Annotated in this window: 25 protein-coding genes; 2 read left to right on the plus strand and 23 right to left on the minus strand. The window is 41.3% G+C overall.

Annotated features, from left to right (window positions below; translation table 11 throughout):
• Positions 1 to 141 precede the first annotated feature (141 nt).
• The 6 genes from QUF86_RS26480 to cysK form a co-directional block, all read right to left on the minus strand.
• Positions 142 to 840, minus strand: coding sequence for a (2Fe-2S)-binding protein (locus QUF86_RS26480; protein ID WP_289336134.1), 699 nt, complete (start codon positions 838 to 840; stop codon positions 142 to 144).
• Positions 833 to 1657: an ABC transporter ATP-binding protein gene (locus QUF86_RS26485; RefSeq protein WP_289336135.1), complete on the minus strand. Its 825-nt coding sequence runs from the start codon at positions 1655 to 1657 to the stop codon at positions 833 to 835. Before QUF86_RS26485 ends, QUF86_RS26480 begins: the two co-directional genes overlap by 8 nt.
• 303 nt (positions 1658 to 1960) lie before the next feature.
• Positions 1961 to 2368, minus strand: a complete 408-nt coding sequence (locus tag QUF86_RS26490) for a hypothetical protein (RefSeq protein WP_289336136.1) — start codon at positions 2366 to 2368, stop codon at positions 1961 to 1963.
• A gap of 41 nt (positions 2369 to 2409) precedes the next feature.
• Positions 2410 to 5430 (minus strand): ATP-binding protein, encoded by a 3021-nt coding sequence (locus QUF86_RS26495; RefSeq protein ID WP_289336137.1) that lies wholly within the window; start codon positions 5428 to 5430, stop codon positions 2410 to 2412.
• A gap of 21 nt (positions 5431 to 5451) precedes the next feature.
• A complete protein-coding gene (locus QUF86_RS26500) occupies positions 5452 to 6663 on the minus strand; it encodes a metallophosphoesterase family protein (RefSeq protein WP_289336138.1) in 1212 nt (403 codons plus the stop codon).
• Between the two features lie 176 nt (positions 6664 to 6839).
• Entirely contained in the window at positions 6840 to 7763 is a 924-nt protein-coding gene (gene cysK / locus QUF86_RS26505) for a cysteine synthase A (protein WP_289336139.1), read from the minus strand.
• A gap of 306 nt (positions 7764 to 8069) precedes the next feature.
• On the opposite strand from cysK, the gene QUF86_RS26510 reads away from it, so the two are divergent.
• Positions 8070 to 8258, plus strand: a complete 189-nt coding sequence (locus QUF86_RS26510) for a YhzD family protein (RefSeq protein WP_289317553.1) — start codon at positions 8070 to 8072, stop codon at positions 8256 to 8258.
• A gap of 74 nt (positions 8259 to 8332) precedes the next feature.
• On the opposite strand, the gene QUF86_RS26515 is transcribed toward QUF86_RS26510, so the two are convergent.
• The 10 genes from QUF86_RS26515 to QUF86_RS26560 form a co-directional block, all read right to left on the minus strand.
• Positions 8333 to 9124, minus strand: coding sequence for an enoyl-CoA hydratase (locus QUF86_RS26515; protein ID WP_421157026.1), 792 nt, complete (start codon positions 9122 to 9124; stop codon positions 8333 to 8335).
• A gap of 96 nt (positions 9125 to 9220) precedes the next feature.
• A complete protein-coding gene (locus QUF86_RS26520; RefSeq protein ID WP_289336140.1) occupies positions 9221 to 10837 on the minus strand; it encodes a long-chain fatty acid--CoA ligase in 1617 nt (538 codons plus the stop codon).
• A gap of 301 nt (positions 10838 to 11138) precedes the next feature.
• Positions 11139 to 11978 carry a sugar phosphate isomerase/epimerase family protein gene (locus tag QUF86_RS26525; RefSeq protein WP_289336141.1) on the minus strand — a complete coding sequence of 280 codons (840 nt, stop codon included), beginning with the start codon at positions 11976 to 11978 and terminating at the stop codon, positions 11139 to 11141.
• A gap of 122 nt (positions 11979 to 12100) precedes the next feature.
• Entirely contained in the window at positions 12101 to 13132 is a 1032-nt protein-coding gene (iolG, locus tag QUF86_RS26530) for an inositol 2-dehydrogenase (protein ID WP_289336142.1), read from the minus strand.
• Between the two features lie 84 nt (positions 13133 to 13216).
• The gene (locus QUF86_RS26535) at positions 13217 to 14230 is read right to left on the minus strand and encodes a LacI family DNA-binding transcriptional regulator (protein WP_289336143.1); all 1014 of its coding nucleotides are present in this window, start codon (positions 14228 to 14230) and stop codon (positions 13217 to 13219) included.
• A gap of 76 nt (positions 14231 to 14306) precedes the next feature.
• Positions 14307 to 15266: a sugar ABC transporter substrate-binding protein gene (locus QUF86_RS26540; RefSeq protein ID WP_289336144.1), complete on the minus strand. Its 960-nt coding sequence runs from the start codon at positions 15264 to 15266 to the stop codon at positions 14307 to 14309.
• Positions 15267 to 15310: 44 nt separating this feature from the next.
• Positions 15311 to 16294, minus strand: a complete 984-nt coding sequence (locus QUF86_RS26545) for an ABC transporter permease (protein ID WP_421157025.1) — start codon at positions 16292 to 16294, stop codon at positions 15311 to 15313.
• Positions 16295 to 16313: 19 nt separating this feature from the next.
• On the minus strand, positions 16314 to 17822 hold the full coding sequence (locus QUF86_RS26550; RefSeq protein ID WP_289317560.1) for a sugar ABC transporter ATP-binding protein: 1509 nt from the start codon (positions 17820 to 17822) through the stop codon (positions 16314 to 16316).
• 114 nt (positions 17823 to 17936) lie between these two features.
• Positions 17937 to 18956, minus strand: a complete 1020-nt coding sequence (locus QUF86_RS26555) for a Gfo/Idh/MocA family oxidoreductase (protein ID WP_289336145.1) — start codon at positions 18954 to 18956, stop codon at positions 17937 to 17939.
• 16 nt (positions 18957 to 18972) lie between these two features.
• A complete protein-coding gene (locus QUF86_RS26560) occupies positions 18973 to 19965 on the minus strand; it encodes a Gfo/Idh/MocA family protein (RefSeq protein ID WP_289336146.1) in 993 nt (330 codons plus the stop codon).
• A 251-nt stretch (positions 19966 to 20216) separates the two neighbouring features.
• On the opposite strand from QUF86_RS26560, the gene QUF86_RS26565 reads away from it, so the two are divergent.
• Positions 20217 to 21095 (plus strand): dimethylarginine dimethylaminohydrolase family protein, encoded by an 879-nt coding sequence (locus QUF86_RS26565; protein ID WP_289317563.1) that lies wholly within the window; start codon positions 20217 to 20219, stop codon positions 21093 to 21095.
• 200 nt (positions 21096 to 21295) lie between these two features.
• Here the strand turns inward: QUF86_RS26565 and QUF86_RS26570 are convergent, their stop codons facing one another.
• The 7 genes from QUF86_RS26570 to ureE all read right to left on the minus strand — a co-directional run bounded on the left by QUF86_RS26570 (position 21296) and on the right by ureE (position 25564).
• Positions 21296 to 21586, minus strand: a complete 291-nt coding sequence (locus QUF86_RS26570) for an HIT family protein (RefSeq protein WP_353957686.1) — start codon at positions 21584 to 21586, stop codon at positions 21296 to 21298.
• 139 nt (positions 21587 to 21725) lie between these two features.
• Positions 21726 to 22121, minus strand: coding sequence for a hypothetical protein (locus tag QUF86_RS26575; protein WP_289317564.1), 396 nt, complete (start codon positions 22119 to 22121; stop codon positions 21726 to 21728).
• Between the two features lie 172 nt (positions 22122 to 22293).
• A complete protein-coding gene (locus tag QUF86_RS26580; protein ID WP_289336147.1) occupies positions 22294 to 22938 on the minus strand; it encodes a HoxN/HupN/NixA family nickel/cobalt transporter in 645 nt (214 codons plus the stop codon).
• Positions 22939 to 22959: 21 nt separating this feature from the next.
• Positions 22960 to 23775 (minus strand): urease accessory protein UreD, encoded by an 816-nt coding sequence (locus QUF86_RS26585; RefSeq protein WP_289317566.1) that lies wholly within the window; start codon positions 23773 to 23775, stop codon positions 22960 to 22962.
• Entirely contained in the window at positions 23772 to 24389 is a 618-nt protein-coding gene (gene ureG, locus QUF86_RS26590; RefSeq protein ID WP_289336148.1) for an urease accessory protein UreG, read from the minus strand. The genes QUF86_RS26585 and ureG overlap by 4 nt, the downstream gene beginning before the upstream one ends.
• A gap of 49 nt (positions 24390 to 24438) precedes the next feature.
• Positions 24439 to 25125, minus strand: a complete 687-nt coding sequence (locus QUF86_RS26595; protein WP_289336149.1) for an urease accessory protein UreF — start codon at positions 25123 to 25125, stop codon at positions 24439 to 24441.
• A complete protein-coding gene (ureE, locus tag QUF86_RS26600) occupies positions 25118 to 25564 on the minus strand; it encodes an urease accessory protein UreE (RefSeq protein ID WP_289336150.1) in 447 nt (148 codons plus the stop codon). The genes QUF86_RS26595 and ureE overlap by 8 nt, the downstream gene beginning before the upstream one ends.
• Positions 25565 to 25569 lie beyond the last annotated feature (5 nt).

Here is a 25569-nt window from a genome sequence, read left to right on the forward strand (position 1 = left end):
ATAACATATCAACCTCGTCAGTGCGTTTAGTTTTCGTTAATAAGTGATAGTCAATGAAAGTTAAGCCTAAGCTGCGTTCACTTATCTCTCCACAAGAAAACCAGGCTTGAACCCAAGCCTGGCTCTCCAATCGAATCTATCTCAACAGTTCTTGTTCGGACAATACGCGCATTTTTCATGGCCCTCAACTCGGTAATATAAACAGCATGTCACCCGTTTATAAGGATTCATGGATTCCTGAACACTTTTTTTCCCAATGAATCGTTTAAAAGGGGACCTCGTTTCAATATTCAGCCATACTTCATCATCAAGCAGCCTATCAATGTCCTTTTCAACTCGCGTCTTTATATCTGTCTGCCTCAGTAGCTCACTATACATCCATACCGTATAGCCCCAAATATTTTCCCAAAGTACAAGTTTCGATATTTTAGTGGTTCCAGAAAATAAGCGAATGGCATCCGCACCAAAGCTGCTTAATATGGAATGTAGGGCGGAAGAGCTTTCCTTTTCCCTAACACTGCTCCACCTGTTATTTTTCAGCAAAAAATCCGGAAGCCACTGTTCATCTTCCGGATCATCCAAAACGCCAATGTCCTGAAGTGTGCCTTCCCAGATAAGCCGATGTTTGCTGAACATGTAAAATTGTGCCGTGACAAAAAAAGCATAACGTCTGAACCACATTGAAATTGCTATTCTTGCCGTTTCCGCCCCAGAGCGGGCTTGTGCATACTGAATCAGGTTTTCAACATGATTGAAGGTCTTGGAAACGTTGGCTTCATCTCGAAAGGATATGCGATATCCTTTCAGCTCTTTTTCAATAGTTGGTGAGAGGTTATGCATTAGCCAGCGCTTTCATATGACGTTGAGCGTATCGGCCTTTACCAAACGGGATGCACATGGGAGTGCCGAAAATTGGATCAAAAGAAATTTGACATTCCATGCTGAATACATGCTGCACCAATTCAGGCGTAATGATATCCTCTGGCCGACCTTGAGCATGTATCGCTCCATCTTTAAGTGCCACCAGATTATCCGCATAACGGCAAGCTAAATTCAAATCATGAAGCACCATCACGATCGTTCTGTTCTCAAACTCATTCAAGTCGAACAATAAGTCCAAAATCTCGATTTGATGGGTCATATCAAGATATGTAGTCGGCTCATCCAACAAAATGATGTCCGTATCCTGAGCCAGCGTCATAGCTATCCATGCCCGTTGCTTCTGGCCTCCCGATAATTCATCGACTGCCTGATCCTTCAATTCGGTCAGGTTCGTTGCTTCAATTGCCTTTTGAACTTTTTCTTCATCCACGGAACTCCACTGTTTCAACCAACTTTGATAAGGATATCTTCCTTGTTTAACAAGTTGATAGACTGTAAGTCCTTCAGGAGCAACCGGCGATTGTGGAAGAATCGCCATCTTTCTTGCTACATCCTTCGATGACATGGTTGAAATCGCTTTGCCCTCGAGTAAAACTGAGCCGGATTGAGGTTTTAACAAGCGGGCAACCGACCTTAGAAGTGTTGATTTTCCACATCCATTAGCACCGATGAACACGGTGATCTCCCCATCGGGTATTTCTATATTCATATCATTTATTATTAATTTATCACCATAACCGAGCGATAAAGACTGTGTGTTAATAGCTGGTCGCATAAAAATACTCCCCTTTTAGTCTAATAATACCAGTTTAATGAAAATGATTCTCACTGTCAATCTAAAAAAAGAATATAAACCAAAAACTCCGTGGCCCATACCTCTCAAATGATTCATTAAAGTGAACACTCGATTAAAGATATGATGTTTCCTTTGGAAACATTAATGTAAAAAAATTTAGTCCAGTGTATTAACTTGCCCTACAAACGATTCAGTCCTTGCTCCCCCTCCGGGAAATCCTTTGTCGAAATCTCCTAACTAGATTGAGCGGAAAATAAAAAAGCCCTCCATTTGGAGAGCCTTTTATCCGACCAGCAGGCGATTTGTACAATGTGCCAGGGATTCATCTCTAATGAAGGTAAATAAATCCTGATCGATAAAAGGGACTAAACCTTCTGCGATGTTCCAGGCATTGACCTCTATTTGATAAAGGATTTCTGATTTTTCTGTACTGTATAGCTCCTCACTCAGTACAGCAAGATCGGGGTCTAGCGCGTGGCCCATCTCATGTGTGAGAATCACCCATGTATATTCTTCAAGCCTTTCAAGAGAGCCTAGGGAGCGTTCACACTGAATTTCGATATCTCTACTATATAAAGTGATGGTATGTCCTTTGGCAGAATATTTTCCCCCAACACATCGTTTATCAGAAAACTCCTTTTCGATGATTAACTCTAAAGAAAAATCATGGTGGCTTACAAACTCATTCATATTCAATGACTTCACTCTCTTTTTTTATGGTATAAATCCCATTATATTTCGGGGATGATCAAATCATTCATATTTTGGCGCAATACGGGAGTGGGTAGACGAATTACTTGATTTTCGGTAAAATGTTCCATTGCATATCGATGACAAGTAAAAAAGAAAATTTGCCGCTTTTCCGATACTTTTTTCAATAACTCAAGCATCCGTTTTGTCCTTTCCGCATCAAAATTGACGAAACTATCATCAATGATGAGAGGGAATGAATCATTTTCAAAAGTATGATCAGCAAGTGCAAGCCTTAGGGAAACATATATTTGCTCTGCTGTCCCGCGGCTGACCTCTTCAACCCTGAAACTCAAGCCATCACTGCGCTGTACCCAAATTCCTTCTCCCGACTGATCAAGGATGATTTTCCGATAGCTCCCATTCGTTAAAAAGGCAAAATGCCGCTCGGCATCAGCGATGACCTTCGGAAGGCGTTCCCTTTTATATCGGTCCAAAGTCTTATTCAATAGGCTTTTGGCTATTGCCAATTTCGTCCATTCCTTTGCTTCTTCGTTAAAAGCAGCTTTCTCTTCATAAAAACGATGAAGTAAGTCATCATGAATCCCTGAAGCTTCAAGCTGTTTTATCCTATGCTTCGCATCCGACTGCTTCTCTAATAAAAGTGATTTCACCTTTACAGAATCCTTCCGTTTCCGTTCCAAGTTTTCAAATGTATATGTGGTGATCCCTTGTTTTAAGTATGTTTGGATTTGTTCTGGCTGCATTCCGGATTGCCCAATTTGAATGGTAATCAAATCAAGTTGTTTTTGTAAAGTGACTTTCTTTTCGGACAAGGCAGCGTCATGTCTGAACTCTTCCTCATCCCTGACCTTCGCTAACTTAAATAGCTGTTCCATTTCCGCATCAAGATAATCCTTTTCCATCGTCAGCTGCTCGATTTCGTTCGTCAAACGACTATGTTCCTGCATCCATTGTGCTAGTTGAACGGAGAATTCAACCGTCTTATTCATTTCCCGTTTCAAAAGCCCAATCGCTTCCCGCCATGTGGATGGTTCAAAATCAATGCTGTGTGCAAAATGGAATAAAGCCTTCGATTTACCTTCAAACTCAGCATATAGAAATTGGTATCTCTTGATCGTTTCATATTTCCTGTCAACGGCTTCCTTCCATTTCTCAAGCAGTTCAAATACAGATTCAAGATTGAAATCAGCTCCGGGATAAGACAGGCCCCAACCGCTTAAAATGCCTCTCACCTCTTTATCCAATCGGTCCCTGCCAGCTTCCCATGCGGCATATTCCTGTATGGTCGATTCAAACGCTTCCTCCCTTTCTTCATATTTGAACCTTTCACTTTCAAGCCGCCTTTGAAGTCGTTGGTCCAGTTCAAGCAACTGTCCCATCGACTCTCCTTCACTCCCTCTATTGGTTTCACTCCCAATTGTAGCCCTTTTCCTTTTCAGCTCATCCAATTGCCGGATATACCCGGACAATATATCATCTCCTTTGAAGAGAGACCTGGAAACCGCAAACAGAACAGCCATGGCCAGAAGTATAATTCCCAGCAAAATCTGTTCACTGAAATAACTTCCGATCGCACCTACACATAGAAGGACCATCAAACTGCCATTCATTATACGTGCACGTTTGCGGTGATGCGCTGCCTTCTTCCTCTGTAATGCCAATTGCTTTTCAACTTCAAGTATTTGTTCATCAAGAATATGGCTTTTGGCTGCTTCAAATTCGGTGTTATGCTGCTTGGTGTATAAGGCTTCCAGTTCTTTTCTTTTTTCTTCTGGCATTATCTGGACCTTTATCTCCTTCAAGCGGGCTTCTGACGTTTCCAGACTTCCCTTTTGAAGTCCATATTTCTCATCAAGCTGTTTTTTATCATTTTGAAGTCGATGCTTTTCCCGCTCCGCCCTTTTGACCTTTTCCTTCATGAATGTACTGATATCAAGTTTTCTTATTTCATCATCAGAAACATCCAAGAATAATTCCTGTTTCACCTTTTCGATATTCTTTTCTTCCATCAGCCTTTCATGTTCCGCTTTTCTTATATCCAGCTCGAGCTTCTCCAGCAATGCACCTTGATCGATCGCATGTTCAATCTGCTCTTTATTTTCCTTGATGAACGGATTGATTTCGATTTCCGTGAGATTCCCCTCAAGTTTGGCCAATTTATCCGTCAATGCGGCCAGTTGGGCTTTCATGGGCATTCCAACTGCCTGTAACTGTTCAAGCCTTTTTAAACCATCAACAGGAAAACTCACATCCTTGATTTTACCAATTCCAGTTTCAAGTTTCCCCTGTTCTTCAACCAAGGGTTTAATTCGCAAAAAAGTATTCATGTTAACAAGTGTTTTTTCAATCTCTTGAATATCTTCCGTGATTTCAGAAAGGTCCTCCTTAAGCTTTGCCTCTTCCTGAAGTAATGACGTATACGACTGCTGTTCTTCTTCTGAAGCTTTTACTTTTTTCTGCAATTCCTTAAGTTCTTTTATTCTCACATTAAGCTGAGGTTTTTGGCCTGATGGCTTGAACCTTAAATCCAGCTCTTTTTGCAATTTCGTTTCTGCTTCAAGAAGTTTATCATTTCCAATCAACCCAGCGGAAAGAAGATATTTACTCATGGTCCCTTCACTTAGTGTATGTAAACCCTGCAGACCTTGAAGGTCGAAAGAAAAAATGGATTGGTAATAGTTTTTATCCACGCCGTGGAGAATCTCATTCAGTTCTTCCTCGCCGCCAACCCTTCCATCTTCGAAGGTCAATTTCACATCTCCAGTAGCTTTTCCCTTCACTCGTTCAATAATGACTTCCCCATCTTTTTTTGTTATGAGACTAAGCCTTCCCCCATATTTGGCATGCATTTTAGGCTCGTAACGCGGTTCATTTTGAACCTTTGTTGGAAAACCAAAAAGCATACTATGAATGAAGGACATAATGGTTGACTTGCCTGATTCATTTTCCCCAAAGAAAATCTGCAGCTGTTCCAATTCAGGAAAACGCTGATTTTCCAGTTTGCCGTAACCATAAACATGGAGGTCTTTAATAATCAAAGCCGTTCCTCCTCCCTACACTCATTTATTCGGTTCAAACACATGCAAAAGCCATCTTTCCGCTTCTTCCAAAAGCTCCCTCTGCTCTTCCAGCTCAATTGAATCAAGAAACCTTCTTGCACCCGGATGATTATAAAGCGGGGCCAGAGCAGCCTCCGTATCATCAAATTCAGAGGCAAGCATCGATACCTCAGCCATAAATGGCGATATCCTTTCATTGGACCTAAACATTGGCATGGACTGGATGACTTTTATTTTATACACCCATACAAACGATTCACCCTGCTCCTCTTCCTGCAAAATCCGGGTCAATTCCCCAAGATATTCCCCAAAAGCGTCTGCTGCGTCCCCAACATCCAGCTTCATTTCCAAAAGAAAGTTTCTCCCATCGAAACTCTTCTTTTCAATCACTTCCTTGCATTGCTTGAACAGGGCATCAAATCCACCATCCGCGGATATTTCAATTGTTTCACTTTCCCATATCACTTCCGAGGTTTCAATAAAGGTATGGCGCTTCGTGTCCCCGTCAAATTCGACGAGCAGACACCCTTTAACGCCAGACTCCTTTCTGTTCCTGCCTTGAATGTTTCCTGGGTAAATCACTAGCGGATCTTCTGAAACCACCTGATGCTTATGGATATGGCCTAATGCCCAGTAATCAAAGTCTTTAGCAGCTAGTTCCTTCAATGAAAAAGGGGCGTATGGGCTATGTTCGGAATTGCCTTCCAAATTCCCATGAAGCAGACCAATATGATAATCAGCCCCTTCGGCTTTTATGTAGGTTTCAATCATTCTCTCCCTTACATGACGGCGTGGATAACTGAATCCATACAGGTGGACAGTCGTCCCACCGATTTTTTCAAACAGTTTCACTTCGGTTTGCCCTGAAAATACGTGGACATTATCCGGTAGCTCCACAGTAATCCATGAGCCGCTGAGATGATCATGATTACCATGGATGATATAGGCAGGGATCTGATGTCGCTGAAGTTTTTCCATTTCCCTTCGAAAGCGGACCTGTGTCCGGAGACTCCGATTTTCCCCATCAAACAGATCCCCCGATAACACGATAAAGTCAACCTGATGGGAAATTGCTTCATTAATGATATTTTGAAACGCTTTAAACGGGCTTTCCCTCAATTCCTTTAATATAGTTGAAGGCAAATCCTTCAACCCTGAGAAGGGACTATCCAAATGGAGATCCGCCGCATGAATGAACTTTACACCGCTCAAAAGTATCACCTCGATTTCTATAAACATTTCACATTTAATTTTACCATGAATAGAACATACTTTCCCATTCATTATTATTTTAATACGTCATCATGGAATCCAGTATGGGCAAATTCAACAGGAAAAAGACCGAATGGCGTGAACATTGTTCCATGCACGGCATTCGGTCTTTTTCATTAATTAAAAATATCCATACTTAAATAGCGTTCGCCATTATCCGGTGCAATGCATAATACTCGTTTTCCACTTCCAAGACGCCGAGCTTCCTGCAGGGCAGTCCAGACAGAAGCACCGCCTGAAGGTCCAATCAATATACCTTCCTTCGAAGCCATATCCTTCATGGTAGAAATGGCATCTTCATCAGCCGCTTGAACGATTTCATCAAATACCTCTGTATTTAAAATGCTTGGGATAAAACCTGGGCTCGTACCCACTAATTTATGAGGGCCAGGCTTTCCGCCCGAAAGAACAGGAGAACCCTTAGGCTCGACAACGACAACCCTTAAATCCGGCAGCTGTTCTTTTAATGCTTCACCTGTACCGGTTATCGTTCCTCCCGTTCCAGCAGTAGCAACAAACACATCCAGGTTTCCATCCATCTGATCTAGAATCTCGACTGCAGTCGTCACTCTGTGAATATCAGGGTTTGCTTGGTTTTCAAATTGCTGCGGAATAAAGCTATTGGGAATCTCCGCGGCGAGCTCCTCAGCTTTACGAATGGCTCCAGGCATCCGCTCTGATGCAGGAGTGAGGACAACTTCCGCTCCGTATGCCTTTAATATATTGATTCTTTCTTTTGACATATTATCCGGCATGACCATAATGGCCCGATAACCCTTTGCCGCGGCATTCATTGCAAGCCCAATTCCTGTATTTCCCGATGTTGGCTCTATGATCGTGGCCCCTGATTGAATGATTCCATCCAATTCAGCCTGCCTAATTAAGTTGAAGGCAGCCCGATCTTTTACGCTGCGGCTCGGATTGAAATATTCAAGTTTCACAAATACTTCCGCGTCGCCCTCCGCTGTTAAATGATTAATTCTGACAACAGGTGTATCTCCTATCAATTCCGTGATATTATTAACGATTCTTACTGTCATTCAAAAAAACTCCCTTCGATCCATACACTATCCCTCAAGATTATTATATCATTTATGAATTTTCATTAAAGAGAGAATTCCTCTAGTATAAATAGGTTTTATTCTCATTCTAAAGGAAAAAAACTATAAAGTTTGTTCGGTATAGTTATTTTCCATCATTATTGAAGATATTCAGTTACTCTTCAATATTCTCAGTGTTAATACATTTCTCTCACATAATAATAGTCAAAATTAACAGATAATGATAAAATTTTTATAAAAGTACCTATCTTTAGACAGTAATATATTGAAAAGGGAGTTTTAAAAGTGAACAGAATATACAAATTAACCGTTTTTGAACCGTCAGGGGAAAAACTATTGGATGAATCATTTACAGCCGAGAATGATGAACAAGCAAAAGAATTGGGACAAAATCTATTGAATGAAAAAAACTATCAAGATCAAACACATCGCTGTACATCACCTTCAGGTGCACTATTACTTTTTCACCGCTGATTAATAATGGGAGCGCAATCATTTTCAAACTAGATAGAGAAAAGCCGTCACAATAAAGTGACGGCCTTTCTCATTCATTTTCCGATGAAGTTCGGTTTTCTTTTTTCCACGAAAGCTTTTATTCCCTCTTGGTGATCCGCTGTTTGACGCATTTTCATTTGAGCGGCTTTTTCAATCTCAAGCATTTTAATTAATAGTGGGCGATTTTTTTCACTAAGGATCTTTTTCGTTTTTATCATGGCTTGAACCGGGCTTTGCAGCCACGCTTTCACTTTCTTCTCTACCGCATGTTCCAAGGTTCCGTCTGCCACTTCATGAATGAGGCCCTTTTCTTTAGCTTCGAGCGCTGTCAGCACTTTACCTTCCCAGATCAACTCTTTTGCACCTACTTCACCAAGACGACGCTCAAGGAAAAAGTGTCCGCCGCCATCAGGAATTAATCCAATTCCGATAAAATTCATTGCAATTTTACTATCCGAATCTGCAATAAGATGGTCGGTTGCAAGAGCTATACTCAATCCAAGCCCTGCAGCTGCACCATGAATGGCACTGATGGTCAGTTTAGGCATGAAATATAAAGTGGTGACCAATTCACTGATTCCATCCATCAGGACATCGAAAGCGTTTTCTTCGCCAGGCGAGAGCATCATCTTAATATCCCCGCCAGCGGAAAATGCTTTCCCATTTCCTTTTAAAACGACGACGTCCACTTCTTCATTCTCACTTACTTCCTTAAGTGCATAAATAAAGTCATGCAGCATTTGTGGATTTAAAGAATTCATGGCCTCAGGACGGTTCATTGCAACAGTAGCCGTCCGGTCCGAATATGTGACTAAAACAGTGCCTGCAGGTGATGTCGATTCAATACTCAATTTATTTCCTCCTCTTTCCTTCTATAACTCTATTATATATTTTTCATCCGTTATCAGAATAGGGCGAAAAGTTACAATTAAACAAACATACTATTTCTTGATATATTTATCCTGAAGCTGATCACGCAAAGCCCTTTTCAAAAACTTCCCAACACCCGTTTTCGGAATATCATCCAAAAAGACCACTTCATCCGGCAGCCACCATTTTGCAAACTGCGGCTTTAAAAATTCGATGATGTCTTCTTGAGACACTTGTCCCTTGTATGCGTCCTTCAAAACAACACAGGCAATCGGTCGTTCCTGCCATTTTTCGTGAGGCACTGCAATCACTGCCGCCTCAAATATTCCTTCATGGGCCATTAACGCATTCTCTATATCTACGGAAGAAATCCACTCACCCCCGCTTTTAATCAAGTCTTTAGTCCGGTCGACGATTTTCACGAATCCTTCTTCATCAATCGTGACTACATCCCCGGTATACAGCCAGCCATCTTTAAACGTATCCCCTGACCGCTCATCCTTAAAATATTCATTCGCTATCCAAGGACCCCTGATTAGTAATTCGCCCATTTCCTTTCCATCAGGCTTTACTTCGCCTTCCTGACCGATCACTTTAATTTCAATCATTGGCGAGACAAGGCCCTGCTTAGCCTTCAACTCATAAAGTTCTTCTTCAGGGAGGTCTTCCTGATAGCTTTTTGGTTTGGAAACAAAAACGAGCGGGCTTGTTTCAGTCATTCCATAGGCATGCAGGAATGGTATCCCATACTTTTGTTCAAATGTTTTAATCATGCTTTTCGGGGCAGCCGACCCTCCGCATAAAACAGCGCGAATGCTGCTCGTATCATGGCTGCCTTCTTCTAGCTCCTTCAATAATCCCATCCATATCGTCGGAACCCCTGCTGCAATTGTGACCTTCTCCGTTTCTATAAGTTCAGCCAAAATCTTTGGGGTGAAATAAGGTCCCGGCAAAACCATCTTAGTGCCAAACCAAACACTGGCAAAAGGCATGCCCCAAGCATTTACATGAAACATAGGCACTACAGGAAGGGCCACATCACGTTCACTTAAAGCTGTAGAATCGGCAAGCCCCAGTGCAATCGCATGCAACAAAATTCCGCGATGTGAATAAACCACCCCTTTTGGATTCCCGGTCGTGGCGGAAGTATAACATATGCCGGCAGGAGCATTTTCATCCAAGGCTTGAATGAATGGCTGTTTCGGATTCCCTTCGGCTAATAGTTTTTCATAATGATAAATAGGTGAAAGGGTCGTTTCAGGCAGCTCATCTTTATCCGTCATTATGATATATCCTTCCACCGTCGTTAACTCATCTTTAATCGCTTCCAACAGGGGGATGACATCCGGATCTATCAGTAATAATCGATCTTCCGCACTATTGACGATATAAGAAACATGTTGAGGGGACAGGCGCATATTAATTGTATGTAGGACAGCACCATGACAAGGAATCGCAAAATAAGCTTCTAAATGACGATGATGGTTCCAAGCGAGCGTTCCAATACGGTCACCTGTTTTAATACCGAATTTTTCAAGGTTACTAGTCAGCCTTCTTGTACGCTCAGCAATCTCAGCATATGTAAAAGTGTGAATTCCACCATCCGTACGCGAAACTACCTCTTTCTTCGGAAAATATTTTTCAGCTCTCTCAATGATTTGAGTCATGATCAATGGTGTATCCATCATTACAATCTCCCCCTTATATTGAAAACGTCTTCATTATATATTCGACCAGAAAAAAAATAATCCTTTTTCCCTAGGTGCGTTTTACGATTATTTTGAATTTGGGGTTATCTTGAAGATATTTCAAATAAAAAAAGGATCTAAACCAGATCCCTTTTTTTGATATTCTATTTGCCTGATTTCTTAGAATGCGGAAGCTCGTCAATGTTCCGTTTTAGGATTATCCATTCGTCCATCGGACTTAGAAATTTAAACCATCATTAGTCCTTATCCAAAAAAACAAAATCTACTTCCTGTAATGACTTTACCTTCGATCCATGGAAAGCTCTTTTAAATAGAGTAAGGATTCTTCTGCATAGGTATAAATTAAATCGATTGCGGGATAACCTTTACTTGCTTGAAAAGGATCAGCGCCCGGTGCCATGCATTCCACTACAATATGTCCATTGAATCCAGATTGGTTAATACCGGATGTGATTTTTCCAAAATCAATATGCCCCCTACCCAGGGCTTGTCTATTGCTATCCGCTACATGGACGATTTCAAGATATTCTTTTGTTTTCAGGAATGGGGTTTCCAAATCTACTTCTTCAATATTCATATGATATGAATCCAATAGCATCCTTACCTTTGGACTTCCCACTTCCTGTACGAATCGCAAGGCATCTTCCCCACTGTTCACAAGGCAACTTTCGTACCTATTCAATGGTTCAATCACAAGTGTGATATTTAATTCACATGCCTTTCCCACTAATTCCTGAACTGAATCAACTGCCCATTTCCAGTCATCACCATTTAATCCCATTGGTGAAGTCTTTCCTACAGCGGAAGGACACACAACAAGATATTTCCCCTCTACCGCCTTCACTGCCTCCATCTGCCTTTTAAAATAGTCTATGGCTTTGCGACGATTTTCAATATGGGCATTAGCCAAGTCATGTGCTTGATTGGGCCAGGCTGAATCGCCTGTCAACCCTCCAATTTCCAAGGACAATTCTTTGGACAGATGTAAAATGTCTTTCCAGTCAAAGTCGTTCACGGCTGCCCGTATTTCTATTGCATTATATCCTGTTCCTGACACGAATCGCATGATCTTATCTATAGGCATATCTCCAAAAATCCAGCTGCATATTGAAAATTTCATATCATTTACTCCTTATGCGGTTAGTAAGAACACTACCGAATTGTATCCCCTTCTCTCATTTAATTGTTCTAGATGGAACTGTCCTTGATCTTCAATAGGTGATAATAATGCTGATTTCACTTTCAGCGAATAACATGTGTTCCAGGTTGTTCAGCCTGCTTTAAACTTACTGGCATCCTTGTTTCTAGCGACCGTTTCGCGGCCCTAGCAATCCGCTCAGCTTGTAAACCGTCAAATCCAATACAACTCACCTCATGGTTCTCTAGGCATGCCGAGGCAAACTCCGTCACTTCATCCATATATGCCTGGGAATACCGTTCAAGGAAAAAGTGAAGCGGCTTTTCTTTCTTCACGTGATCATTTGTAGAGATTTCAACAGTTGTTGCCCTGTTGTTATTAACTTGTGCAGAGCCCTTATCCCCGAATATCTCAAGGCGCTGATCATATCCATAGACTGCACGACGACTGTTATCGATGACACCAAGTGCGCCATTTGCAAATTTCATCGTAATGACCGCGGTGTCAATATCGCCTGCTTCACCGATGGCTGAATCCACAAGTACAGCTCCATATGCGAATACCTCGACAACTTCACTTCCCATTACGTACCGGGCCATATCAAAGTCATGGATGGTCATATCCATGAATAAACCGCCTGAATCCTTAATGTAATCCGCACTTGGCGGTTGAGGATCACGGGAAGTGATTCGCAGGATATGTGGTAATCCGATTTCACCTTCTTGAACAAGTTTACTAACCTTTCGAAAACTTGGATCAAAGCGACGATTAAAACCCACTTGAAGCTTTACGCCCGCCCTTTTTACTGCATTGAGTGCTTCTTCCGTTTCTTCGACCGAGAAGCTGACAGGCTTTTCACAGAAAATATGCTTTCCGGCTTCTGCCGCTTCTTTAATGATTGCTGCATGTGTATTAGTAGGCGAACATATGAATACCGCTTGAATCTCAGGATCATTCAGCAATTCATGGTAATCTGTTGTGAACACTTCGATTCGTTTCTCCATCGCCCATGGTTCTAGATGTTTGGCTGCAACATCAGAAACGCCTTTAATCCGGATTTCCTGAAGTCCCTTCAAATTATCTACATGTAATCTACCAATGCGTCCAGCACCAATAATTCCAACTGTCAGTGTCATTGACTCTCCTCCTGATTAAGCGCTTAACTTTAAATGCAAATCCACTGGGTCATAACCGGTGGAATATTTATTTCTATATACTTTTTATATTTTGTTTAAGTCTCTTACTGAATTACGTTCTATAAGTAATGGTGCAAGCATGATTCTATGTCCAGACCTGTTCGGTTGCTCAATCGACATCAACAGCTGGTTAATTGCGTAACATGCCAACTCATCAATTGGCTGAGCTATTGTCGTTAAACCTGGATCAGCTAATTCTGCATGTATGGTATTATCAAAGCCAATAACCGATATTTCATTCGGAATGAATACATTTTCCTTTCTGGCTTCATTCATGAAAATTGCTGCTATTAAATCGGTTGCAGCGAATATAGCAGTGGGTCTATCTTCTAACCGCAAAATTTCCTTGGCGGCCTTTCTTGCTTCTTCAATTTTCGATTTAGAGTGAATTATATGTTCTTCATTTAAACTGATCCCCTCATCGAGCAATGACTGTTTAAATCCCTCTAAACGCAAGCAACCGCTCGCCCTGTTTAATTCGGCAATCACTGCAACATGCCGATGCCCATTAGCCAATAAATACCGTCCGGCAAGATATCCGCCCCGAACATCATCCGTGGTGACAACATTGGTTTCGACGAAAGAGGGGTGGTCCACCGAAAACATCAAAAGTGGAATATTCCTGCTTTGAAGCTTCTTGAAAATCTTTCGATCCTTCGGTTCAGTGGCGATTATGATTCCATCCACCTGTTTTTTAATAAGAAGCTCTAAATAGTCATGTTCCCTTTCCAGTTGATAATCCGTACTGCATAAAATAATGGCATACCCGATTTCACGAGCATGGTTTTCCAATGCCCTGGCAACCTCAGCAAAAAAGGGATTTGAAATATCAGGGACAAGCACTCCGATAGTGAATGTTCTCTTACCTGTCAGCGCAGCTGCAACGGCGCTTGGGTGATATTCAAGTTCTTGCATGATTTCCGTTACCTTACTTCTCGTTTTATCGCTAATTCGGCCAGTATTATTGACCACCTTCGATACCGTGGCAATTGAAACGCCGGCTTTTTCTGCTACATCGTAAATCGTAGGCTGCTTCATGTGTTTTCAAAACTCCTCCAAATTATCCTTTACTTTATTTTAGCATGAAGGAATTTTACAGGTACTATAGATTTCCTTATTTTGAAATACTCTTTAAGAATTCCAATTTTTCTTCCGCATTTTTTATTGTTATGATGTCAATTCCGCTATCTAACCGCTTATCGACCTTATCCCCATTTATAGCTTTCAAGGCATTTTCAACACCTTGATAACCCATGTTATATGGACTCTGGGCTATGGTGCCAGTTAGTTTTCCTTCCAAAATGGATTCAACCGCTTCTTCGGTTCCATCAGTGCCAATGACTTTAATATCCAGTCCTTTAGCTTCAACGGCGCGTAAAACCCCCAATGCCATATCATCATTTGCTGCAAAAACTCCCTTAACATCTCCATTTTTTTGCAGAATATTTTCCATTACTGACATCGCTTTCGTTTTATCACTATCACCAGGTTGTTCTGCAACAACTTCCAGACCTGCCTCTTCAAGAGCTTCTTTTGCACCTTTTATCCGCGCATCCGTAGCCGGATTGCCAAGTGCTCCCGAAATTAAGACCACTTCATCTCCCTTCTGAAGCGTAGAAGCCAACAATTTCCCGCCTTCCAGACCTGCAGTTCTGTTTTCTGTACCGATAAAAGTCGTTTTCCCTTCAAAATCAGCATCTGAATCTATAAGTATCACAGGTACATTCTGCGCTGCGGTTTCTAACACCGGAACGACCGTATCCGGTTGCGAAGGTGCGACGACGATGGCGCCAGGTGACTGGTTTATTTGATCCTCAAGCATATTAACCTGCTGGATCACTTCCGACTCCGCAGAAGGACCTACCACTGATACCGTAACTCCAAGGTCCTTACCAGCAGCTTTCGCTCCTGCCTCAACATATTTCCAATAAGGGCTTGATAAGGTTTTTAAAACGACTGCGACACTTTCCTCTTCACTGCCGCCCGCTTTTTTATCCCCATCACCGCAGCCAGTCACTAACGCCATACACGATATCACTAATGCCGCTCCAAACCATTTTAGTTTCCCATTCATCCTGTTACCTCCAAGTTTCATATTTGAAATGAATTAACGATTGATCACCTTTTTTTTCCTTTGCGTTGTCGGAGTACGTCTACAAACACGGCTGCGATGATGACGAAACCGATTACTGCCATTTGGAAATCGGCAGGAACATTCAGGAGGTTTAATCCATTTCGGAGCACAGCTATGATCATTGCACCTATCAATGTACCCCAAACAGTTCCGACACCTCCCATGAAGCTTGCTCCTCCAATGATGACTGCCGCTATTGCATCAAGTTCATATGATTGACCTGCGAGAGGGAAAGCGGAATTGACGCGTCCGACCATTACAAGCCCTGCAAGACCTGCCATTAAACCACTGATCGTATATACAATGATCAATACACGATCAACATTGATACCCGAGAGACGGGCCGCTTCTTTATTACCACCGATCGCATATATATAACGCCCTGTCTGGGTCCTTGTCAGGAATATATGAAAGATGATATATACTACTATTACTAACAGGAAGCTAACCGGAATGGGACCTACAAATTCACGCCCCAAAAATTGGATCAAATATGGAAAACCGGCAATCGGGGCTGCAGCCGTGATGATCAACGCGATTCCACGTGCAATGTTCATCGTCCCCAGTGTCGAAATGAACGGATGCGGCAAACGTAATTTCGTTAATAGCAGACCATTGAGTAAACCGAACCCAGCTCCTACGACCAGGCAGGCAAGCAGGCCCAAGATCGGACTGAATCCCATCGTGACTGAAACGATTCCCATAACCATGATGGAGACCGCAAGAATGGAACCTACAGATAAATCGATGCCGGCTGTTAAAATCGGAAGAAGCATACCGATTGCAAGTATGGCATTTATGGAGGACTGACGGGCTATATTCATGATATTGTTCAATGTCATGAACTTGTCCGACAAGAATGTCAGTACCGTCGTTAAAAGGATAAGACCGATTAATGGCCCGAACTTACTTACGTAAGTCTTAATGGTTCTACTTTGTTTTGGTAAATCATTCTCTGGTTTTTGCATGACTGCTTCATTCATAATTTCATCCCCCTGTTGCCGCTTTCATGATCCGTTCTTGAGAGGCTTCTCCTATCTCCAGGTCAGCGGTCATTTTCCCCTCACTCATCACTAAGACCCTATCACATATACCAAGGATTTCCGGGAGGTCCGAAGAAATCATCAGTACAATGGCACCGCCTTCAACCAACTGATTCATTAAGCGATAAACTTCAACCTTTGCACCAACATCAATCCCTCTTGTAGGTTCATCAAAGATATAAACCTTTGCCTGTGTGCATAACCACTTGGCAATAACGACTTTTTGCTGATTTCCCCCGCTTAGATTTCTGGCATGAAGATCAATATTATTTGGACGCACCTTCAATTCCCTAATATAATTGTTTGCTTCTTCACGCAGACCTTTCAAATCAATGAGTCTGAATTTATTCGTGAATTTATTCATATTTGCCATGGCAATATTGAAATCAAGCGGCTGATCCAATAAGAGACCTTCGCTTTTCCTATCCTCCGTAATAAAAGCAATGCCTGCATCAATTGCATCCCTGGGTGATTTGATCCGAACCTCCTCCCCATGTATGTAGACCTTACCTTTTCCCCTGTCATCTGCACTGAAAATGGCTCTTGCCAATTCTGTCCGTCCAGCTCCGACGAGTCCGGAGATTCCGACGATCTCACCGTGTCGGATTGAAAAGCTTACAGGTTCTTTGGTTCCGGCCACTACTATGTTTTCGACCTTGAACCCTTCACTGCCAAGCGTAAACGATTGCTTAGGATATTTTTCATCCAGCGCCCGGCCGACCATCAATTCGATCCAATGATCGGTTTCCGTTGTCTTGACCGGCAGCGTTTCAATTTTAAATCCGTCTCGAAGGATGGTAAGCCTATCACCCATTTGCCTGATCTCATCCAACCGATGGGAAATGAATAAAATCGCTATGCCCTTTTGAGTAAGTTGTTCTACACATCGATATAACTGCTCCACTTCCGTTCCGCTAAGGCTGGACGTGGGCTCGTCCATAATGATTAATTTCACATCTAGGGTAAGCGCTTTCGCAATTTCCACAAGTTGTTGCTGCCCGATTCCTAGCTCCCCCAATTGCTTATCTGCAAGTTCAGGGCTTTGACCAAGCATTTTCAAACAGCGTTTTGCTTCCTGACGCATTTCCTTTTGATTAAGTAAAGAGAATTTTCCGCCACGCTTCAATTCCCTTCCGAGGAATATATTTTCATATACCTTTAATTCAGGAATGACATTCAATTCTTGATAAATAGTCGCAATCCCTAGATTCATAGCATCAAGAGGTGTATCAAGTTGGACAGAATTACCTTCCCAAAAAATTTCTCCGGAATCTTTTTCGTATGCTCCCGTTAAAATTTTTATGAGTGTGGATTTGCCTGCACCATTTTCCCCTAGTAATACATGAACTTCACCTGCCATTACATCTAAATCAATTCCTTTTAAAACATGGTTTTGACCAAAACTTTTTTTAATCCCTTTCATTTCAAGGAGATTTCCTGAATGATTAATCATGGGCAACCTCTTTTCGTCATTTACCATCAAAGAAAGCGCTTTCCTAACTAAAGTATAATTTTTTTATATTTACTTTTCGATATATTTATTGAATATTTCGTATTTTCTGAATTATCACCACAGAGATAATGAATTAAGCTCAACCTTTTTTCCCGTTTGATAGGATTCACGTGCTGCAAATGCTATTTCAAGTGCCTTTATGCCATCGTCCACTGTTACACTTGGTATTCCTCTATCCTCAACTACCTGGAAAAAACTCGCGAGTTCCAAATGGTAGGCATCGGTAAAACGAGTTGGAAAATCGGGTAAGATATCATGCAGGTTACCCGATTTCGTTAAAATCTGTATATCATGATTTCGAAGATTCCCTATAAAGATCGACCCCTCCGTCCCAATGACCTCTCCACGGATATCGTAGCCATAATGGGCATTACGACTTGCCTCTGCATCTCCTGCAGCCCCAGATGAAAACTCCAAATAGGTAAGAGATTGATCAATATCTTGGTATTTTTCCATGAACGGGTATTTTAGGATTCTTCCATGAGCATGAACTGAAGTCACTTCGGAATTCATTAAGTACCGGGCAATATCAAAATCATGAATGGATACATCGACAAACATACCGCCGCTATGTTGGATAAACGCTTCATGGGGTGAATGTGGATCACGGGAAATACCGCGGAAGTAAATCGGATCACCGATATCACCGGCATTGATCCTATTTTTCGCTGCAACATAAGCGGGATCGAACCTGCGCATGAATCCCACCTGGCAAATGGTATTGTTATTTTCTATTATTCTTTTAATTTCATTTGCTTCACTTAAATCTATCGTAAGTGGTTTTTCGACAAATATGGACTTGCCTGCTTCTGACGCTTTTTTCAACAAATCAAAATGTGTGCTTGTAGGAGAAGCTATGATCATTACTCCGATAGTATCGTCTTTAAGGATATCCTCTGGGTCGGTCGTGAAAAATGGCACGTCCAATTCAGTTGCAACACGCTTTGCCGTCTCCATATCGACATCACATATTGCCGCAAGTTCCGCGTTTCTAATTCTTGTAACTACATTCACTGCATGCCAATAGCCAAGTCTTCCAAGTCCAAGTACAGCTGCTCGAATTTTTTTTGACATATTATTTTTTCTCCTTTTAGTTAACTTCCGTCAACACGGACTCTCTGTTCAATGATTGGTAACTTTTTTCAAGATAACGGGCCATTTGAAGCGAATGATCGACATTATAATCAGGGTTCTTCCCTTCTAAAATACAGTCATGGAAATGTTCAATCTGATTTAAATATTGATCATCTTTATATCTCTCAAAAAGGATTACATTACCATTATCATCTTTTAAAGTTATTTTTCCGTGTTCATCATTCGATACGTCGGGTCGAAATGCAGAATCGACTGTAATGCATCCTTTAGGGCCAAAGATTTCATAACGATTAATAAATGGAAGTTCCAATGAAGCTGTAACTTCAGCAGTCCTTTTCTGAGCATCCAACAATAAACAGGTCGATGTCATGTCAACACCATTGCCTTGATTCATTTTGCCGCTCATTGTGATTTGAACAGGTTTAAAGCCAACGATTTGCGTAACTGCATGCAAGCCGTAACATCCGACATCTCTCATGGCCCCTCCCCCTAGTTCCGGTTTCAAACGAATATCCCCAGAGTCTTCAAGCATCCAGGAAAAATGCGCTTTAACATGGTTGTATTCCCCGATCTTGTCGGATTCAAGTAATTCCTTAACTCGTTTATGCTGACAATGAAACTGATACATGAAGGCTCCCATGAAGACAACATCATTTTCTCGGGCTGCTGTTTTAACAGCGTGCATATCGGCTTCCGTTAAAGCTGCTGGTTTTTCAAGAAGAACATGTTTTCCCTTTTTCATGGCCTTCACCGCCCATTCTGCATGAAGAGAGTTAGGTAAAGGGATATAGACTGCGTCAATAGATGAATCTTCAATAAGATGTTCATACTTTTCATAAATATAGGACGAATTGAATCGCTTAGCCTTTTCTAAGCTTTTCGATGCTACGGCTATTAACTCTGCACGGTTTGAACGGCTTATGGCTGGTAAAAATTCATCGAAGGCTATATTGGCAGCACTCACGATTCCCCAACGAATATTTCCCATCATTCACACTCCTCATATATTTTGGGAAAGCGCTTTCCTTTTTGCTATTGTAACTCACACATTTTCATTATTCAATTACATTTACAAAAATGTCAAAAATTATTTTTCAGAATTATCAGTCTAAATTATTTCAGTATAAAAAGCAATCTACTCTAAAGAAGATTAAAGAGACCACGACTTATTTTTTATGTTTCTTTCTAGAAAAAAGAGGAAATAGTAAAGATACAATTATATTTAGAGGGAGCTCATTTATGGTAAACAAAATAAACGAAGAACTAGAGGCTTATTGTGCGAGTGAATATTCAAAGTTATCACGGGTGATCGTCTGTGAACCTCGTCATATGGAAATCAGGGAGATCATTAACGAAACTCAAAAAGAGTTTCAAGAAGAAAATATCGATCAGGCACTTGCCTTGAAGCAGCACGCCCAATTTATAAAGGCTCTTGAACAAGAAGGGATTGAAGTCATAAAACTTCCGCCAGAATTTACATATCCAGAACAAGTCTTTACGAGAGATATCGGTTTCACTCTTGGCAATACCGTTTACGTTGCTGAGTTGGCAACAGGTATCCGGCAGGGTGAAGAACAAATATTGAAATCCTGGCTCGAAACGAATGGTATCTCATTTTTCAACCTCCTCAAAAATCATATTGAGGGCGGGGATGTCCTTATTGACGGAAAGACCATCTATATTGGAATCAGTGAAAGAACGGATGAATCATCCGTCAAGCATCTTCAAACCCTATTACCTGAATACGATATCATCGCGGTTCCTTTCATTGAAACATTCCTTCATTTAGATTGTGTTTTCAATATCATATCACCGACAGAGGCGCTTATTTTTCCAGAGTCCTTTACAAAAAAAGAGATGGATTTATTAGCTTCACGTTATGACATGATTGAAGTGACTAAAGAAGAACAATTCACATTAGGAACAAACGTGCTTTCGATTGGGAATAAAAAATTATTCAGTCTTCCATGTAATAAACAGGTAAATAGTGAGCTTTGTAAACGCGGATACGAAGTCATTGAAGTCGATATAAGCGAAATCATCAAGTCCGGTGGCTCTTTTCGTTGTTGCACAATGCCACTATTGAGGACAACGAATAAGAAGACTGACCCAGCCTGAGCAGAATGAAAGATACCCGACTTGTATTGAAGTCCGGTTTCTCAGGACAGTAGGCAAACTCGATCAAAATCGAGTTTACCTACTGTTTTTTTATGGCTTGAACAATTTGGACGTTGATTGGAAGTCTCGCACCTTCCGCTCCAATCAAATTAAAATTCAGATAGAAACCATACCTGAGGAGTTGAAGGTATTGCTTTGGGTTAAATATAATAAACGTGTTCTATCCCTAATATTTCCCTTTGAGCTTTTCTAATCTTGGATAATAAGTTTATGTAATCAACCTTTTCTGGTTCATTTAATTCGCATTTAATATGGCGTTTAGATACTAAAATAACTAAACCTTCAATGGGATATGCAACGTCTAGGTGAGCATGAAAATATTCAGATTCGACTATTACACCACCCTCGGCTTCTACTTCCCCACTTGTCAAAGCACAGCTTAAACATTTGACTTCAACCGTTTTTCCATTAGACAAAGTAATTTTCCTCATTTACCCCACCCCTTTAAAAGATGACTATGTTAAATAACTCTGTTGATATTCGATTAGAGCACATGAGAGTTCTATAAATAACAAAGTACTTGGTCTAGAGGTTTTTGAAAGTACATGCATTGCCTATCTCTTCCTTTAATTAGTGCAGCAGTCTTAATATTATTTCAGAATCCTTTCTATTTAACTGTACATACTGGCTATGTTCATCCTTCGTCAATTCTACAATATTTTCATCGGGATTAACCCAAACATAATACACGGCTATTTTACTTTCGTTTTTTTCATCATTAAAATAAAAGATGAAGTCCGCCTTAGAATGATCCTTCTCCAATGCGAATTCTTCCCAATCAGCATTTTTTACTATTTCTTTTGTTTTTTCTGTTTTCCCCATTTCTATCTTTTCTTTATATGCTTCGAATTTGTAGTTTTTTCCTTCATATTTTTGAATGGAAATATGTTCTTGCTTTGTTGTACAACCTGCAGTTAACGTTATTGCTAATAGGCTAAGTGCAAGCAGGAATGGTTTCCTTTTCATTACATGCCACCTCCTCATACCTAAATGGATTAATTATCCAATATATTTCATTATACTAGTCCATTCAAAAGAGTTATAGAAATGTTTATTGATTTATTAGCAGCAAAAAAACCCTCAAGCTTTTGACTTGAGAGTTCCTTACCCCGGTATTCCTTGGGCAGATAGCCTGCATTCAACCAAACCAAACTGAAAATAGTTCCTCGTTGATACCCAGATTGTACATATAATAGATTCCGAAAACCGTGCTTATCACACCTGTCAATCGGATGAGTGAACGATTGACTTTTTTGGAAGAAGAACTTGTGACAAAGGGGATGCTTAAAATCGTCGTGAACAGAAGCATGCCTATACAAGTACCTACACCAAATATGATAATGTAGATTACCCCCTGCCACGCTGCATCTATCGTACTCATAGTAAGAAGGACTATTGCAGCACTGCCGGCAAGTCCGTGGACGATTCCCACTAACATCGATTTCAGATAGGTAGCCCGTCCTGTATGATCATGCTGCTCCGTTTGCTTCCAAGAAAAAATCGTCGTGATACCTAAATATACCAACATGATTCCCACAAGAAATTCCAATGACATTGCCCAAGCTTCCGGAATTTCGTTTTTCAAAAGGATCAGGATGACACCGAACACCAAAAGAGTAAGTGTATGGCCGATTCCCCAAAATACGCCTGCAAGTGAAGACTTCCATATTTTCTTGCTTTGGCTCGCAATCGTAGAAACGGCAATGATATGATCGGGTTCCAGGGCATGCTTTATGCCTAATGCAAATCCAATCGCTAAAACCAGCAATAAACTCATTTCCATAAAACCCCTCCTTTCCCTTTGCTAATATTTACGATAAAAGATTGCATCCTCCCGCAGGACCCTCCTTCGGAAGAGATCCTCACAAACAGAAAATACCTTTTCTATCTGTTGAGTTTGATTTGCTAATATCCGCAGTATCAAACCACGTATTGGCAGCCGGGAAAAACCTATTCTAACATTGCTTCTTAACGGGGAAAGCATTTCATCCAGTTCGTTAATGATTTCCCCGTCCACCTCTTCATGTATCAATAATAATGAGCCAAAATGACTGTATCCTTCCAATAAGAGCACAGAGTCCATCTCGTCTGAAGGATTCAGAAGCAAGTGGTCCATTATAAGCCTTTTACCATCATGGAACACGTTTAGTTTGGAGCGGATCCAATCATATGTAAATTCCGTCTTACTTTCTGACCATCCCGGTGTAAATATATCCGTCAGCAACAATCCCGCTCCACTTTCCATATGTATCGTCATATTCTGAATATATCGAGCAGATTCATAGGCAATTATAGGGTCCTGCACATAGGTAAGAAAACTCCTTTTTTTTAATACCAGCTCGGTTTCCTGCAATGCCGGCTCACCCATCGTTTTGTATACCTTTGTCGCCGACTGTGTCGTCAACGTCATTGTAGCCCCTTCTTCCAAACAAAAGAGCTGATGGTACCTGTCCCCTCCTACATAGCCGCCCCCAACATGAATGAGAAAATAGGTAGGTGAAAGTTCATCAAGAAACACAGGACGGGACAATTTGAATGCCCCGTCATAATAAGTATCCTTCACTATTGTACGATCATTTTTCAGTACCGCTTTTAAGCGAATGCTGCCTGTCCAGCTCACTGCTCAAGTCCTATAAGAAATGCCTCTGACTTTATCCAGTTCACGACATCAGTCAATCCCTTTTCGTCTTTTAAGTTAGTAAAAAAGAAAGGTTTATCCCCTCGGGTCGTTAATGTATCCCTCTCCATCACTTCCAGACTTGCTCCTACATACGGGGCCAAGTCCGTTTTATTAATAATGAATAAATCCGATTTAATCATTCCCTGGCCACCTTTCCGGGGGATTTTCTCCCCTTGTGCGACATCAATGATATAGATGGAAAAGTCAACGAGTTCAGGGCTGAAGGTCGCGGCTAAATTATCACCGCCGCTCTCCACAAAAATCAAATCCAGTTCCGGATGGAGTTCCATCAATTCATCAATGGCTGCAAAGTTCATCGAAGCGTCCTCACGTATCGCTGTATGCGGACAGCCGCCGGTTTCCACACCGATGATGCGATTTTCAGAAAGTACACCATTTTTCATTAAAAACAGCGCATCTTCTTTTGTATATATATCATTCGTTACAACTGCCATGCTGAAGTCCTTTTCCATTACCCGTGTCAGCTTCTCGACAAGCATCGTTTTTCCGGCACCAACCGGGCCGCCTACACCTATTTTGACTACTTGTTTCATCTATATCGATTTACCTCCATATGAGGTAAATCTGTCACCTCTTTTCTGGTTAACTCATGAATAGTCTTACATGTAATTGCTCATGCCTCATTTGAGCGATTTCCAATCCCGGCAGTGTCCGTCCGAGTTCATCCTCCGGAAGTCCTTTAATGAATGCAACAGCTGTCTGGATAATATCATGTGTCCATAATAACAAGGATTGTCCAGCTGTCTGACCCAAAGGGATTCCTCTTACTGCATTTTGGATCAGCGAGGATACGCCTGCATACAAACAGGCATGAATGGCCATTTCTACGGTAATGTTCAGTTCGGTACATACAAGCGCGAATACAATGGCCGGATGTCCATAACATTGTTTTCCTTGGATTTTCTTCAAGTATGCAGATAACTCTTCGGACGGATATAAGTTCGAGCATAGTTTAGCCATCTGCTGTCCAATTCTTTTCGAGGCCTCCCTGGATTCCCGGGCCGAACATGCGGCATAAAGCTTCTCATCCAAATCCCATATTCCTTCAGCCCTATGACTACTTACGAATTCATATGCAAGCCGGCACCCCAGTCCATCTGTATAGGTTAAAGATTTTGAAATGTATACCTTCAAAAACGCCTTTAAAGAAGCTGCATCATGTACCTTCCCTTCTTGAATGTAGGTCTCCATCCCGAATGAATGGGAGAACGACCCAGAAGGAAAATTGGAATCACAAAGCTGGATCAACGGAAACAAACGTTCAATCATGTGAATGGCCGATGTGACGGAATGCCTGCTTCACCTTTCTCTTTTCACGGCGAAACGGTATATCAAGTTCCATTAAAAGCTCTTCCACCAGGTAATCATATTGAACAAGCATTTCATCGCCATCAAACTGGGCAGGTAAGTGGCGATTTCCCAATTGATGCGCTATATCGCCCATCTGCCCTAGGGTTGTAGGCATGATCGTCAAAATATCGTCATCTATCGTATTGATCACAATCATATTATTTTCATCCATATAAAGGATGTCCCCATCCATCAAATCCTTATTCTCTTTAAGGCGTATCCCAATTTCATTTCCATGATCCGTTTTAACCCTTAGTATCCGTTTTCTTAATGCATCGCTTTCCAGATAAACCTTTTCCATATGCTTCGCCTTTTTTTCAATAAACTCTATATTTCCCAATACTTCTTCAACTATCATGCCAT

The organism is Peribacillus sp. NJ11, from assembly GCF_030348405.1.
Taxonomy (GTDB): Bacteria; Bacillota; Bacilli; order Bacillales; family DSM-1321; genus Peribacillus.